Annotated in this window: 14 protein-coding genes; 3 read left to right on the top strand and 11 right to left on the bottom strand. The window is 38.8% G+C overall.

Annotation, left to right across the window (positions count from 1 at the left end; genetic code table 11):
- Positions 1 to 82 precede the first annotated feature (82 nt).
- Genes J3U50_RS05790 through J3U50_RS05780 form a run of 3 tightly spaced genes read right to left on the bottom strand, consistent with a single transcriptional unit; the run spans position 83 to position 4,100 of the window.
- Positions 83 to 1,408 (bottom strand): C1 family peptidase, encoded by a 1,326-nt coding sequence (locus J3U50_RS05790; protein WP_301945777.1) that lies wholly within the window; start codon positions 1,406 to 1,408, stop codon positions 83 to 85.
- A gap of 14 nt (positions 1,409 to 1,422) precedes the next feature.
- On the bottom strand, positions 1,423 to 2,739 hold the full coding sequence (locus J3U50_RS05785; protein ID WP_301945776.1) for a C1 family peptidase: 1,317 nt from the start codon (positions 2,737 to 2,739) through the stop codon (positions 1,423 to 1,425).
- 23 nt (positions 2,740 to 2,762) lie between these two features.
- A complete protein-coding gene (locus J3U50_RS05780; protein ID WP_301945775.1) occupies positions 2,763 to 4,100 on the bottom strand; it encodes an aspartate aminotransferase family protein in 1,338 nt (445 codons plus the stop codon).
- Between the two features lie 228 nt (positions 4,101 to 4,328).
- On the opposite strand from J3U50_RS05780, the gene J3U50_RS05775 reads away from it, so the two are divergent.
- Entirely contained in the window at positions 4,329 to 5,075 is a 747-nt protein-coding gene (locus J3U50_RS05775) for a hypothetical protein (protein WP_301945774.1), read from the top strand.
- A 25-nt stretch (positions 5,076 to 5,100) separates the two neighbouring features.
- On the opposite strand, the gene lepB (J3U50_RS05770) is transcribed toward J3U50_RS05775, so the two are convergent.
- Positions 5,101 to 5,736 (bottom strand): signal peptidase I, encoded by a 636-nt coding sequence (gene lepB, locus J3U50_RS05770; RefSeq protein ID WP_301945773.1) that lies wholly within the window; start codon positions 5,734 to 5,736, stop codon positions 5,101 to 5,103.
- 15 nt (positions 5,737 to 5,751) lie between these two features.
- A complete protein-coding gene (lepB, locus tag J3U50_RS05765) occupies positions 5,752 to 6,390 on the bottom strand; it encodes a signal peptidase I (protein WP_301945772.1) in 639 nt (212 codons plus the stop codon).
- A 263-nt stretch (positions 6,391 to 6,653) separates the two neighbouring features.
- Here lepB (J3U50_RS05765) and J3U50_RS05760 point away from each other — a divergent pair, with 263 nt between their 5' ends.
- The gene (locus J3U50_RS05760) at positions 6,654 to 7,067 is read left to right on the top strand and encodes a hypothetical protein (RefSeq protein WP_301945771.1); all 414 of its coding nucleotides are present in this window, start codon (positions 6,654 to 6,656) and stop codon (positions 7,065 to 7,067) included.
- 45 nt (positions 7,068 to 7,112) lie between these two features.
- Here the strand turns inward: J3U50_RS05760 and mnmG are convergent, their stop codons facing one another.
- From mnmG to rpmH, 6 genes are all read right to left on the bottom strand, one after another.
- Positions 7,113 to 9,041 carry a tRNA uridine-5-carboxymethylaminomethyl(34) synthesis enzyme MnmG gene (gene mnmG, locus J3U50_RS05755; RefSeq protein ID WP_301945770.1) on the bottom strand — a complete coding sequence of 643 codons (1,929 nt, stop codon included), beginning with the start codon at positions 9,039 to 9,041 and terminating at the stop codon, positions 7,113 to 7,115.
- 41 nt (positions 9,042 to 9,082) lie between these two features.
- Positions 9,083 to 10,474, bottom strand: a complete 1,392-nt coding sequence (mnmE, locus tag J3U50_RS05750) for a tRNA uridine-5-carboxymethylaminomethyl(34) synthesis GTPase MnmE (RefSeq protein ID WP_041152678.1) — start codon at positions 10,472 to 10,474, stop codon at positions 9,083 to 9,085.
- 178 nt (positions 10,475 to 10,652) lie between these two features.
- Entirely contained in the window at positions 10,653 to 11,381 is a 729-nt protein-coding gene (gene jag, locus J3U50_RS05745) for an RNA-binding cell elongation regulator Jag/EloR (protein WP_301945769.1), read from the bottom strand.
- A 104-nt stretch (positions 11,382 to 11,485) separates the two neighbouring features.
- A complete protein-coding gene (gene yidC / locus J3U50_RS05740) occupies positions 11,486 to 12,319 on the bottom strand; it encodes a membrane protein insertase YidC (protein ID WP_034530614.1) in 834 nt (277 codons plus the stop codon).
- Positions 12,319 to 12,681, bottom strand: coding sequence for a ribonuclease P protein component (gene rnpA / locus J3U50_RS05735; protein ID WP_034530615.1), 363 nt, complete (start codon positions 12,679 to 12,681; stop codon positions 12,319 to 12,321). The genes yidC and rnpA overlap by 1 nt, the downstream gene beginning before the upstream one ends.
- Positions 12,682 to 12,741: 60 nt before the next feature.
- Positions 12,742 to 12,876 (bottom strand): 50S ribosomal protein L34, encoded by a 135-nt coding sequence (rpmH, locus tag J3U50_RS05730; RefSeq protein ID WP_034530627.1) that lies wholly within the window; start codon positions 12,874 to 12,876, stop codon positions 12,742 to 12,744.
- Between the two features lie 487 nt (positions 12,877 to 13,363).
- Between rpmH and dnaA the strand changes: the two genes are divergently transcribed.
- Positions 13,364 to 14,707, top strand: coding sequence for a chromosomal replication initiator protein DnaA (gene dnaA / locus J3U50_RS05725; protein WP_301945768.1), 1,344 nt, complete (start codon positions 13,364 to 13,366; stop codon positions 14,705 to 14,707).
- Positions 14,708 to 14,747: the final 40 nt, after the last annotated feature.

Raw genomic sequence — 14,747 nt, 5'->3', positions numbered from 1 at the left:
AATAATTAAAATTCCTGTTCAACGTCTTATTTGATTGTCACTTATATTAATACCTTCTTAGAAAAATTGCAACACTTTAATTTTATTCTAATGAATCCCAAGGGGTTAATTCGACCGCAGATTGGCTTAGTAGCGCGGTTTTATCATTAGATAAATATTTTTTATTTATTACAATTTCGTATACATATTCGTTCATCCAACCATCATCCATGATGAAATATCCATTGACACCATTCTTTGATCCCCATGAATTTTCCACTTTCCATTTAGTTGGTTTGTCATCGACTAAATCGACACCAGTTAATGCAGTGGCGTGTGAAACGCAAGCTTCATGATATTGTAGACGTTCTTTTTTGCTCATTGATAGATCAACGTCAAAAAGTTCGTCGTAATGGTATAGGTTTTCAGCTAGGAAGCCTTTTTTACGGTCAGATTGACGCGCAATGTCGTTAGCGAACCAAACGGCTTGTCCGTCCTTTAATTGCGCGATAGCGGCATTTTTTAGGTCTTCCATTGGTAGGTTCAAGAATTCAATCTTTCTACCATCAACCACGTTTTCTTGCGCTGATAAGCGATATATCTTGTCGTATTCCTTGTCAGGAGAGTTACTTAGGACAACGTAATCGTCTAAATCAGCATCTGATAGGTACTTTTCATAGAATGCCTTAGGGGTTAAGTCACGATCAATGTGGTAATTATCGTTATCATCCCTGTATTCAAAGTCAAAAGTCTTTGGCGGCACGCCAAGTGAGTACGCAGCAATCTTGTAAACTTCGGCTAGCATTTGTTCTCTAGCATCATGGATGTCTTCTTCAGACACACCGTCGTTTACCATGTTACGTAGTTTGAACGCATCGCTTCTTAGCTTGTAATTCAAGATTGATTTCAAATCACCGGTACTTTCGGAAACGTTGGTTTCACTAAAGGCAGTGGTTGGCACAACACCGTATTTTTTAACTAATGCTACGGCCATTGCCCATTGACCACCATCTGCACCTGGTCCCACTTCTAGGAAGTATTGAACGGTACGGTCATCTAGTGGCTTGTCCGCAGTGTTTACGATGCGGTCGTAAAAGATGTTAGCACGTTCAATCTTATCCCAGAAGAATAGATAGTTTTGTGATAGTTCGAAATCTTTAACGTTGTACTTAGCGCCAAATTGGTGCTTTAAGGTGTTTAATAACGCAAACATCCAGCAACGACCTGATTGTTTTTGATTTGACACCTTACCAGTCTTCACTTCAACAGAAAAGACAGGATTTAGTTTTTCAATGGCGGTTTCATCGTATGAAACATTGCGAATTCCATTTTGTGTTACGGTTCTTTCCAAAATCGCATTGGTAGGATTTTTCTCGTAGGCCGCACGTAATTCTTTTAGATCTTGTTCAGTAATTTTTGTTTCAGTCATTATCTACGTCCTCCTTATACCGCTGCCCAAGGGTCTAAATCGACTGGGGTTTGTTCTAGTAATTGTCTTTGTGAATCGGTTAGGTACTTCTTATTAACGATCACTTCGAAGACGTTATTGTCCATCCAGTTATCAGCCATTACGAAGTAACCCTTTTCGCCGACCTTTTCACCCCATGAGTTTTCGACCTTCCACTTAGTTGGTTTGTCATCGATAATGTCGACACCAGTAAGTGTCATCGCGTGGTTAGGAATGTTGTCGTAGTAATCCAAACGTTGTGCCTTGTCCATGTTCATGTCGATATCGAATAATTCGGAACGTCGGTATAAATTATCGTCTAAAAGCCCATTTTGACGGTCTGATTGTTCGGTCACGGTGTTGGCAAACCAGACAGTTTCACCATCCTTTAATTGCGCAATCGCAGCATCTTTCAACACGTCCATTGGCATGTTTAAGAATTCAACTTGGCGACCACCAACAACATTTTGACCGGCCTTGTTACGGAATAATTGTTCCATCTTACGGTTAGGATAGTTACCCAAAACGACGTAATCATCCAAATCGATTTCGAAGTATTTATCGAAGAATTGTTTAGGTGTGACGTCTGCATCTACATGGTAGTTTTGCTTGTCATCACGGTATTCAAAGGTAAATGTTTCACGTGGAACACCACATGCGAAACCAGCAATTTTGTAAACTTCTTTTAGCATTTCCTTACGTTTTTCGGCGATTTCAGCATCACTTTTTCCGGCATGAATCATGTCGCGTAACACCATTGCGTCACGACGTAACTTACGGTTCAATACTTCCTTTAAATCGGATGTATCTTCGGTTACGTTACTTTCAGGAAAGGCTGAAGTTGGCATTACACCATACTTTTGAACTAGTGCAACGGCCATGCCCCATTCACCACCATCTGCACCCGGTGCAGCTAAGTAGCAACGAAGTTCACGATCATCGAAAGGCTTATCAGCAGTATCGATAATGCGATCGTAAAAGATGTTGGCACGTTCTACCTTATCCCAGAAGAATAGGTAACTTTGTGATAGTTCAAAGTCTTTTACGTCGTAGCGTTTCGCAAAGTCATGTTTTAAAACGTTTAACAATGAGAATAGCCAGCAACGACCCGAACGTTTTTGGTTTGATACCTTACCAGTATCGATTTCTACGGAGTATGTGTGGTTTAATTTGGCCACTACTCGGTTATCTTTAGCGGTATTGTTGATGCCGTTTTTCATAACGGAACGTTGTAATACCTTGTTTTTTGGATCATTATCATATTTTTCGCGCATTGCATCAAAGGACTCTTGCGTTAACTTAGTATGAGCCATTAATTACACCCCTAATTAGCTTATTAATCAGTACTCCAACCGATAGTCTTATCGAATTGAATACGACCGTTGGCTTCGTCATCCATCGCTTGATTGATAACATCAAAGGCCTTTTCAAGTTGTTCTTCGGTAATTACCAAAGGTGGTTGGAATCTAAGCACATTTCCCCTAACGGTAATCATGATTACCCCTAGTTCAAACATACGATAGATTAGTTTTGTCGCTACTTTAACGTCTGCTTTTCCAGTCTTGGGATCGACGATATCAATCCCACCGTCTAGTCCGTACATTCTAACGTCACCGACAAAATCGTACTTCTCTTTCATTCTATCAAAGAATACTTTAGATTTAACACCTAAACTCTCACTACGTTCTAGTAGATGTTCGTCTTCAATGACGTCGATTGTGGCCATGGCAGCCGCTGTTGTAACAGGGTTTCCGGCCGTGGTGTACACGTTTGCGGGTGCTTGAAGTGATTCGATAATTTCTTTTTTACCGATTACGGCACTTAGTGGCAAACCGGAAGCAAGGGATTTCCCAACAGTCATAAGATCTGGATAAATTCCGTCAAATTGTTGAATTGACCACCATTTACCGGTACGTCCCATCCCTTGATTAACTTCATCAATTGCAAATAGGATGCCGTGTTCGTGGGCAAATTCGTATACTTTCTTTAGGTACTTTTCTGGTGCTTTAACGATTCCGCCATCACCTTGAATTGGTTCAATCAAGATGACCGCAACTTCGTCAGCAGGTAAATATGTATCAAATGGTAGCTTAAATTCTTCAAACATGCGGTCTACGAATTCGTCTTCTGTTTCATATGGTTCGCGGTACCATGGACTTGGGAATGGTACTTTATAGAATCCACTCATTAATGGTCCCATCTTACGATTCATGTTCAAACTAACGCCAGAAGCACTCATTGAACCGTATGTAGAACCGTGATATGCTCCAGTAAAACTAACAACGTCTTGGCGACCGGTATAGCCACGGGCAAACTTGATTAGCGCGTCATTGGCGTCTGATCCAGAGTTCCCCCATGATAATTCAGCCGGACCATCGATTGGTGCTAGTTCGGTCAATCGTTTGGCCAGTTGAGCTGCCGGTAAGTTGGCGAAGTACGCCGGAGTATATTGGATTAGCTTTTGAGCCTGTTTGGTGATTGCATCAACCACATGCGGATGACTATGACCAGTATTCGTTGAGGATGCGCTCGCTAATAAATCAATGTATTCGTTTCCTTCGACGTCCTTTAAAATCGCACCTTCACCCGATTCAATTACCATATCAAAGTATTTGATACGTGAAGCTGATGCGAAACTTTCGTCTTCGTCATGCAAAATTTCTTGATTTTTCATATTGAACACCTCATTCCATATATTTATTAGAAAGCGATTAATTTCTAATCGTTTTCTAATTTAATTGTCATTAATTATATCTGACTGATTAGAGTTGTCAACATGTGGATAACTGATTTGAACGTTACATTTAAATTAAATCAATCGATTTAGCTTGATATTTCTGTATTTACTGGTAAATTATTATATATATATGAGAATATTTTTACATTCCCAGGAGGAAACGATATGAAAAAGAAAGTCGTCGCTGCATTTGCAGCTGTAGGTGCCGTATTTTTAATCGGTACTACCGTCCATGCATCCGCTAAACAAACATACACTAACCGAAGCGAATTCGTTAACGTCTACAAATATGGAAAGTTAAATCACGGTCGTCACACAATGATGAGATACCGTTACTTTAAACGAATTGGTCACATGCACGTGGGTAACCGCGTTCGTTTCAACGGATCAAACTTCCTATTCTTACCAAAATTAGGTGGTTATGTTCCTGAATACCAATTAAAGCTTGTAAAGCCCGTTAAAAAGGTTAAAAAAGCTAAGAAGGTCGTTGTTAAACCTAAGAATACCACTACTAATACTAAGAAGAAAAAAGCTACCAAAGAAGTTAAGAAGATGGTCATCACCGATACCAGTGCTTCAGGTTTAAGCCTAAACAATCGTATGCTTGATGATTCAACAGTTGCTCAACCAAAGCAAAACGTTGCTGCAACTAAGCAACAATCAGCTCAAGTAGTAGATCAATCTAAACAACAAATGGTTAATCCTAAAGACGAAAACCGTCCATTCATGGATCACCACGATGATTTCGATCAATCACGTGTTAACGACCAAAAGGCAACTCAAAACAATACCACAGACGGTTCAGGTGCTGCTCTAAGTAACAACAGCGTAGCTGCTACTACCACTTCTTCAGTAAATGACGGTGCAACTACTACCTTTACTACAACTAGTACCGCATCAAACAACAAATAAATAACCAACAAAAAAAGCGTTGAATTTAATTCAACGCTTTTTTATTTTGTAAATCATTAATGTTGTAACGCTGTGTGGCATTTCCTGACCATGGGAATGAGTACACAACTCCTAATACTTTTCTTTGTTCAACAAATCCCCAATAACGGCTGTCATTTGAGATTGATCGGTTATCACCTAAAACAAAGTACATCCCCTTAGGGACAATCTTTTCATCTTGGTCATCTACCCATTTTTCTCTGGATAACTTGGTAATATCCCAGTTCTTAATGACATCAGTTTGAAATTTGTAGCGTGTTCCCACGCTCACCTGTTGCTTACTAATATAGTTTTGCTTGTAGAGCTTGTTATTGATGTATAGTTTGCCGTTTTTATAGACGATTTTATCGCCAGGCATCCCAACTACACGCTTTACGTAGTATGTAGTGGCGAGTTTGGTAGGATCCTCGCCGAACGCGTCAAACACAATCACGCTATTACGTTTAATAGCTGCTTGTTTCATCACCAAGACTCGTTGTCCCGTATGTAAGTTGGGGTCCATCGAATGACCATCAACCTTAACTACGGTCGCAAAACTCTTGATAGCAAACCAGGCCAGTACCAAGAATAACAGGTAGATAACCCATGATAATAAACTTTTTTGTTTAGCAGTTAATTTCATGGATTAAATTCCCCTCTACTTAGCTAGATCATTAACGTTATGACGGTGCTTAGCAGTACCTGACCATGGGAATAATTTGGCTACTCCCAATACCTTAGATTTCTTTACGAATCCCCAGTAACGACTGTCGTTTGAGATGCTTCTGTTATCACCCAATACGAAGTATTCACCCTTTGGTACAACCTTCACATTTTGGTTGTATACCCATTTAGAGCTAGATAAGCTGGAGATACTCCAGTTTTTGATTTGATTGTTGGTATCAAAGTATCTAGTACCAACACTTAGTTCCTTTTTACTGATGAAACTTTGATCAGCAACCTTGTTGTTAACGTATAACTTACCATCTTTGTATGAAACGGTATCACCTGGTAGACCGATAACACGTTTTACATAGTAGTCCTTGGCGGTAGCGGTAGGATCTTCGCCGTGGGCATCAAAAATGATAACACTGTTACGTTTAATGTCGGCTTGCTTTAATACCAACATCTTTTCTCCGTTGTATAAGTTAGGATCCATTGAATGACCATCGACAGTTGCCATTGTGATGAAATGGACAACTGTTAGGTAAACCCCACCCAACACAACTAGGTAGATTAGCCAGCTAAGGCATTCTTTTAAAAATTTGTTTTTAGTATTTTTGGTAGATTTTTCCATTTTTTCGTTGCTCCTAATTTTGATAATCCCATTGTATCATTATTTCACAAATTGTTTTAAATAATTTCCTTGTGATAATTCGCACTTATAAGTATAATTTAATTGTTAATATTTTAATTACATGATAAAAGGAATGACCCAGTATTAATAAAATCAGAAAACTCAACATACATAAGAACATCCTCGGGGCCTTCTTCGTATGGTTTTTACTATCAGTCCTATGGGGAATATTCAACATTGATAAGGAAGCAATGTCACTGCATGTGATTTTAAAAGCAAACTTTGTAACCGCAATCCCACAAATGCTAATTTTTATCGAAGTTGCGATTCTTTACTCAATCATTTCAATGCTACGTACCAGAATCTTCTTAGCATTTTTATCAATTTATACCGTCTATATCGATGCTTTAAACATGTCCGCAGTAATTATATACATAATTGATGGAAACTACGCATACGCAATTTTTTGGGCTGCTATGTGGATTCTACTAACCAACTCAATCGTTTGTTTCACCGTATCAGCAAATCACTCGATTTTAAAACGTCGATCAGTAAAAATTAAGCGCGAAAAATCATCAGAATACTTCAAATATCAATTCACATTACTTAAGAATGTCTTGGTTCCAGGAATCGTTTCATCATTTTTATACACGATTTTAAATAGCTGCATTCGTTAACAAAAAAATCCGTCTAAACAACGTTTAGACGGATTTTTCTTTTATCTACTTTTTGATTTTAGCGATTTTTCCTTGTTGAATGTAAACACCTAAGATGGCAACATCTGAAGGGTTAACTCCTGAAATTCTAGAAGCTTGAGCCACAGTACGTGGTCTAATCTTTTCTAGTTTTTGACGAGCTTCGGTAGCTAAACTGTCGATTGCATCGTAATCGATGTCATCGGGAATCTTCTTAGCTTCCATCTTCTTCATACGAGCAACGTTTTCCTCGGCCTTCTTGATGTATCCAGCGTACTTAGTTCTGATTTCAACTTGTTCTACCACACGACGACCTAATGGCTTTTCAGCTGGTTCGATGAACTTCAACAATGTGTTGTAAGTTACGTATGGACGACGTAGGAATACAGAGGCCAAGATACCATCCTTAAGTGGCTTGTCACCGTGATCTTCAACGAATTCATTTACTTCATCACTTGGTTTGATACGAGTGTGATCTAAACGGTCTAATTCCTTGATAACGGCTTCTTTCTTTTCTAAGAACTTGTTGTATCTTTCGTCTGAGATTAGGCCCAATTCGTGACCCTTTTCAGTTAGGCGGAAGTCAGCATTGTCATTTCTTAGAAGTAGACGGTATTCGGCACGACTAGTTAGTAAACGGTAAGGTTCGTTAGTTCCCTTAGTTACCAAGTCATCAACTAAAACACCGATGTATGCTTCGTTACGTTTTAGAACCATTGGGTCCTTGCCTTGGGCACGCAATGCAGCGTTGATTCCGGCGTATAGTCCTTGTCCAGCGGCTTCTTCGTATCCTGAAGTACCGTTAGTTTGACCGGCAGTGTATAGGTTCTTCACAATCTTAGTTTCAAATGTTGGTTTTAATTGGTAAGGTGCTACGACATCGTATTCGATGGCGTAACCTGGTCTCATCATTTCAGCATGTTCTAGTCCAGCAACACTGTGTAACATCTTTTGTTGTACTTCTTCTGGAAGAGAAGTTGAAAGACTATCACAGTAGTATTCGTTTGTTTCACGACCTTCAGGTTCCAAGAAAACTTGGTGTCTGTTCTTGTCGGCAAAACGAACAATCTTATCTTCGATTGATGGACAGTAACGAGGTCCAACCCCTTCAATCACACCGGTAAACATAGGTGCACGATCTAGGTTGTCACGAATGATTTGGTGAGTGTGTTCGTTGGTGTAAGTTAACCAACATGATAGTTGATCCTTAACTGGAATGTACTTGTCATCAGGAGTTTCAAAACTGAAGTGGTTAACTTCTTCATCCCCTGGTTGTTCTTCTGTCTTAGAGAAGTCAATTGTACGACCGTTAACACGTGGAGGTGTACCGGTCTTGAAACGTTTCAATTCAAAACCTAATTCTTCTAGGTTTTCTGACAACTTCAATGCAGGTTGAGAATTGTTTGGACCTGAAGAGTATCTTAGTTCACCAATGATAATTCTTCCACGAGCTGCGGTTCCGGCACAAATAACAGTTGTTTTTGAGTAGTACTTAGCACCTGTGAAAGTCACAATACCCTTGCAGACACCGTCTTCAACGATTAATGAATCAACAATTCCTTGTTTTAGATCCAAGTTAGGTTGTTTTTCGATAGTTTCCTTCATTGCACGGTGGTAAGCGTGCTTGTCAGCTTGTGCACGTAATGCACGAACGGCTGGACCCTTACCAGTGTTTAGCATTCTCATTTGCACGTAGGTCTTATCGATATTTCTACCCATTTCCCCACCTAGTGCATCGATTTCTCTAACCACAGTTCCCTTGGCTGGTCCACCAAGTGATGGGTTACATGGCATAAATGCAACCATGTCCAAGTTAATTGTGATTAGCATTGTTTTGTTTCCCATTCTGGCTGAAGCAAGCGCAGCTTCACTACCAGCATGACCGGCACCAACGACGATAACGTCGTATTCACCGGCATCGTATTGGATATTTTCTTCGCTTACGATTTGGCTCATTTGTTTTCCTCCATTAAAAATGTTTCACATGAAACAATTGACTATTTTCCTAGACAGAATTGGCTGAATAGTTGATCTAATAGCTCACCGTTGTAGCTATCACCGGTAATTTCACCAAGTGATTCCCAACATGCGTGCATGTCCATTTGAACTAAATCAACGGGTAGACCTTCATCCAATCCGTTAATTACGCTGTTTAGTGATTCTTTTGCATTGTGTAACAAACTAACGTGTCTGGCGTTAGTAACCATAACGTCGTTTTGTGAGCTTTGAATTCCTTGGGTAAAGAATAGCTTAGCAATCATTTCCTCAAGTGGTTCAGTTCCGTTGTCTTGAATGGCAGAAGTAGTAATCACGTTTTCTGCACCGACTAGACTCTTAACTTCATCAACATCGATTTGTTGAGGCAAGTCAGTCTTGTTCAAGATCACGATTCGCTTGGAATCGTTGGTTAATTCGATTAATTGACGATCTTCGTCAGAAAGTTTTTCAGAGTAGTTCAATACCAATAGTACTAAATCTGAACTAGCGATGGCCTTTCTTGAACGTTCCACACCGATTTTTTCAACCTTATCTTCGGTTTCACGGATTCCGGCAGTATCGACTAATTTCAAAGGAACACCCTTAACGTTAACGTATTCTTCCAACACGTCACGTGTGGTTCCTGGAACATCTGTAACGATGGCCTTATCTTGGTGTAACAAGTGGTTTAAGATACTTGATTTACCAACATTTGGACGACCAACGATAGAAGTAGCAAGTCCATCCCTTAGAACTTGTCCTTGCTTGGCAGTTTCTAGTAGTTTTTCAACCTTAGCTTTTAAATCAACCGCATTTTCCTTCAATAACTTAGAAGTCATTACTTCGGCATCGTCATATTCAGGGTAATCGATGTTAACTTCGACATTTGCTAAAACGTCCAAAATTTGTTGTCTAAGCGTTCTAATTAGTCTTGAAAGGTTTCCTTCAAGTTGGCTTTCGGCAGCCTTCATAGAGCGGGTAGTTTTGGCGTCAATAACATCCATGACCGCTTCTGATTGTGAAAGGTCAATTCGTCCATTCAAGAATGCACGTTTAGTAAATTCACCCGGTTCAGCAAGACGGGCACCATAACTTAAAATCAATTGAAGAATGGTATTAGTGGCTAAGATACCACCGTGACAGTTAACCTCAATCACGTCTTCACATGTATAAGTCTTTGGTGCTCTCATTACTGATACCATTACTTCGTCAACGTCTTCGTTAGTGTCTGGATCAAAGACGTGTCCGTAATTAATGGTGTGTGAGGCAACCTTGTTTAAGTCCTTACCTCGATAAATTTTACTAATCACCTTTAAAGCGTCATCCCCACTGATTCTAACGATGGAGATCCCCCCTTCACCAGGTGGTGTTGAAATCGCTGCGATTGTATCAAAATCTGTAGTCGTTGCCATGTTCCTCTTCCTTTCTTAATTATCAAAATCCGTTTTGTGGCCTAGCGCACAAAAAAAGTGCCCACTCCACGCCAAAAAAACTCAGCATGGATAAAGCACTTTGACTACTTCATCTATCTCTGATAAGAATGATACCTTATATAATAAAAACTTTATCCGGTTTTGTCAATTTATATGACTATCCTTGTGGTTCTACAACGACAGCACGGTAAGGTTCGCGACCTGATGAGAATGTGTTGACGTATAGATTGTCTTCTAGTTGGTTATGAATAACCTTTCTTTCGAAAGAAGGCATTGGATCTAGGTATACCGGTTGTCCTGTAGCGACCGCTTCTCTGGCTGTTTTTTCAGCTAATTTCTTCAAAATTTCAGTACGGCGGTGACGGTAATCGGCTGTATCTAGTTGAATTGATAAACGGCTGTATCCGATGTGGTTCAAGTAGATTTGTGCCAAGTTTTGTAAAGCATTGATGGTTAGACCATGCTTACCGATTAATAAACCTTCTTGTTCGGTCTTGAAGTTAATGCGAGCGAACTTTCTGTTAATAATCTTAGGTTGTAATTCGGCTGAAACGCCCAATTCTTCGATGATTGGCTTCAAATAAGCCACTAGATCTTCCATGGCTTGTTCATTTGAATGATGACGTTTCTTTGTTTCGGTTGTTTCTTCTGGTTGATTGTTAATCTTAATATTTTTTGTTGGTGTTGCTGCGATTTCTTGAGAGTTTGATGCATTTTTATGGTTTTTAACGTCGATTTCGACGATTGCATCACGTTTTCCGATTCCAAAAAAGCCTTTACGGTTTGTTTGAACAATGTTGATATCAGCATTGCTCTTATCAACGTTTAGTGACTTTAGTCCTTCCTCGATCGCTTCACTGACTGTTTTAGCAGTAAATGTTGACATGTTGGGACTCCTTTTAAAATAAACTATGTTATTAATAATATCACAAACTAGCGGTCCAATGATACACAAAAAAAGCGTCTGATTATAAAATCAGACGCTTTTTATTATTTACGACGAGATTTTTTAGCTTTGCGAATTGCTTTTTCAACATTACGCTTGTGTTGCTTTTCAGCACGTAGCTTTTCTTCTCGTTCTCTTTGAATCTTCCAAGGGTTTTGAATAAACAATGTTTGTACAGCTTGGAAGGCATTTGTTACTACCCAATAAATTGAGATCGCAGCTGGAATATTTAATGCCATGAAGAAAATGATAACGGGCATCCCGAACATCATTCCCTTTGTCATCCCATTTTGCTCAGGTTGTGACTTCATTGCTAGCCATGAACTAATGAAAGTAAATACGGCGGCTAGAACCGGCATAATAAAGTATGGGTCTTTGTGTCCTAATTGTAACCATAGGAAATGACCTGACTTCAAAATATCTGTACGCCAGATAGCTTGGTATAAGGCCCACAAGATTGGTAATTGAACTAATAGTGGCAAACAACCAGCAACAGGGTTAACACCTGCTTCAGCGTATAGCTTTTGTTGTTCTTCACGAAGTAACTTAACAGTTTCAGTATCCTTTGATGAATACTTCTTTTGAAGTTCCTTTAACTTAGGTTGTAGTTCTTGGGTCTTCTTCATACTCTTGGTTTGATAAATCATCAAAGGCAAGATAATGATACGAACGATGATGGTGAAAGCAACTATACCCATTCCATAGTTAGAACCGAAGAATTTGGCTAACCAAATGATGGCTCTTGAGAAATTAAGTACGATAACTCCATCCCATAGACCGGTACTGTGTGAAGTAATTGGTTTATTACTACATGCAGTCAAGAAAAATACCAATCCTAAAATTGAAGTAAGTGAAAGATACTTTTTAAATTTTTTCATTAGTCTTCTCCCTCAACATAATCAGAATCAAGCAAGTTTGCTAATTTTAAAACATGCACCATATTCTTTTTAACTTCTTCCATTGATAGTTGGTCTGCTCTTGGACGAGCAATAACCAAGAAATCGACGTCTTGTCTTAGATATGGCTTTAATTCAGTCAAACTTTGTCTAACTCGTCTTTTTACCCAGTTTCTGTGAACGGCATTCCCAATTTTCTTACCAACTGAGATACCAACTCTAAAATGGGGTTGATCAGGCTTTTCCATTTGATAAATGACAAAAGTCCGATTAGCAACTGAATTATGTTTTTCAAAAACATTTTGGAATTCTGCTTCTTTTTTGACGCGATATGACTTACGCATAATCCATCTCCATTAAATTTTGTTCAATATAATGAAAAAGACCACTGAATGGTCAGTGGTCTATACAGTCAATGACTTTCTACCTTTTTTACGACGGCGAGCTAAAACTTTACGACCGTTGCTAGTGCTCATACGACTACGGAAACCGTGAGTACGTGCGTGCTTACGTTTCTTTGGTTGGTAAGTTCTCTTCATTACTAACCCTCCCTTATATATTTTGTATGTTTCTTTTCTATGTCAAATACATTTCCTAAACATAATACCATAAAAAAATTAATGATGAAACATAAAAATCAAATTCTTTCCCTAAAGGGATCCATTTTTTATCCACATTTTAATTTGTTTCATACACATTTTTAGATTTTTCTTGTTGATTAAAATTTTGCAATTAACAGGCTTTTCCACAAGTTTTCCACAAGTAAACAGCCTGTTATTAGAATTATTCACAAGTTGTGCATAACTTTTTATTTTTGTTGATATATCGGTTATACTTACCTGTGGATTATTAACATTTTTCTGTGGAAAACTCAAAAATTAGAGGTTTTTAGTCGACTTATCAACAGGGTGTGGAAAATGAAATTAACAGGGTGTGAAACAATTATACACAAGCAGATGTGCTTGTGGAAAACTTTTTTTTAAAATGGTAAAATTACTAAAGATTTTTAACGGGAGGAAATGATTCATGGATAAAGACTCATTATGGGAAGCAATCAGTGAAGCTTTTGAAAAAAATTACTCCACTACAACCTATTCAACATGGATTGCTACGGTTAATCCCATTAGCTTAGTCGGAAATGAGCTAACGCTTGAACTTCCATCTCCTCTCCATCGTGATTATTGGGAAGATAAGTTAGAAGACTCTTTAGTAGAGTATTCATACCAAATAACTAAGAGAGATATCGTTCCAAAATTCGTTGTTGAAGGAGAACTTGGTAGTTCAGCTAAGAAAGATGATTCTGTTAAAGAGAATTCAAGCAGCGCAAACGATAATGAATTCTTACAAAACAGTCATCTAAATCCTAACTATACATTTGAATCCTTCGTTATCGGTAAAGGTAACCAAATGGCGCATGCGGCGGCGCTAGTTGTTTCCGAAGATCCAGGAAAAATGTATAACCCACTTCTTTTATACGGAGGTGTCGGATTAGGTAAAACCCACTTGATGCACGCAATTGGTAACAAAATTCTAGAAGACAATCCAACTGCAAACATTATGTATGTAACTAGTGAGTCATTCACCAATGATTTCATTAATGCGATTCAAAATAATGAAACCGAAGCATTCAGACAAGAATACAGAAACGTTGATGCTCTGCTAGTTGATGATGTTCAGTTCTTCGCTGATAAGGACGGAACTCAAGAAGAATTCTTCCATACTTTCAATGATTTGTATGAAAATAAAAAACAAATTGTTTTAACTTCTGATCGTTTACCAAAGGAAATTGCCAAGTTGCAAGATCGTTTGGTTTCTCGATTCGCCTGGGGACTTCCGGTAGATATTACCCCTCCAGACCTAGAAACAAGAATTGCTATCTTGCGTGCGAAAGCAGAAGCAGACGGGATTCAAGTTCCCCCAGATACGCTTAATTACATAGCTGGTCAATTTGATTCAAACGTTCGTGAACTAGAAGGTGCACTATCTCGTGTACATGCATTTGCTAACTTCAAAAAGGTTCCAATTACAACTGACTTAGTTTCAGAAGCCCTACGTGGCCTTAACAATGGTGATTCCAAACCTGAAATTACGGTTGAAAACATCATTAAATCAGTTTCAAATTACTACAACGTTTCTATAGACGATTTAAAAGGGAAAAAACGCGTTAAAACAATCGTCATCCCTCGTCAGATAGCGATGTATTTAAGCCGTACCTTAACTAATAGTTCTCTTCCAAAGATTGGTAACGCCTTTGGCGGTAAGGATCATACAACTGTTATCCATGCTTACGATAAAATAGCCGATGCAGTTCAATCTGATTCAACAATCAAAGAACAAATCCAAGAACTAAAGGAAACATTAGAGAGATAAGGGTGTGGAAAAACGTGGTAAGTTATCCACAGGTTATCCA

Origin of the sequence: Lactobacillus sp. B3795, assembly GCF_026535805.1 — a bacterium.
Taxonomy (GTDB): Bacteria; Bacillota; Bacilli; order Lactobacillales; family Lactobacillaceae; genus Apilactobacillus; species Apilactobacillus kunkeei_C.
The sequence above is the reverse complement of the archived record's forward strand: the minus strand, read 5'-3'. Positions and strand labels throughout refer to the sequence as shown.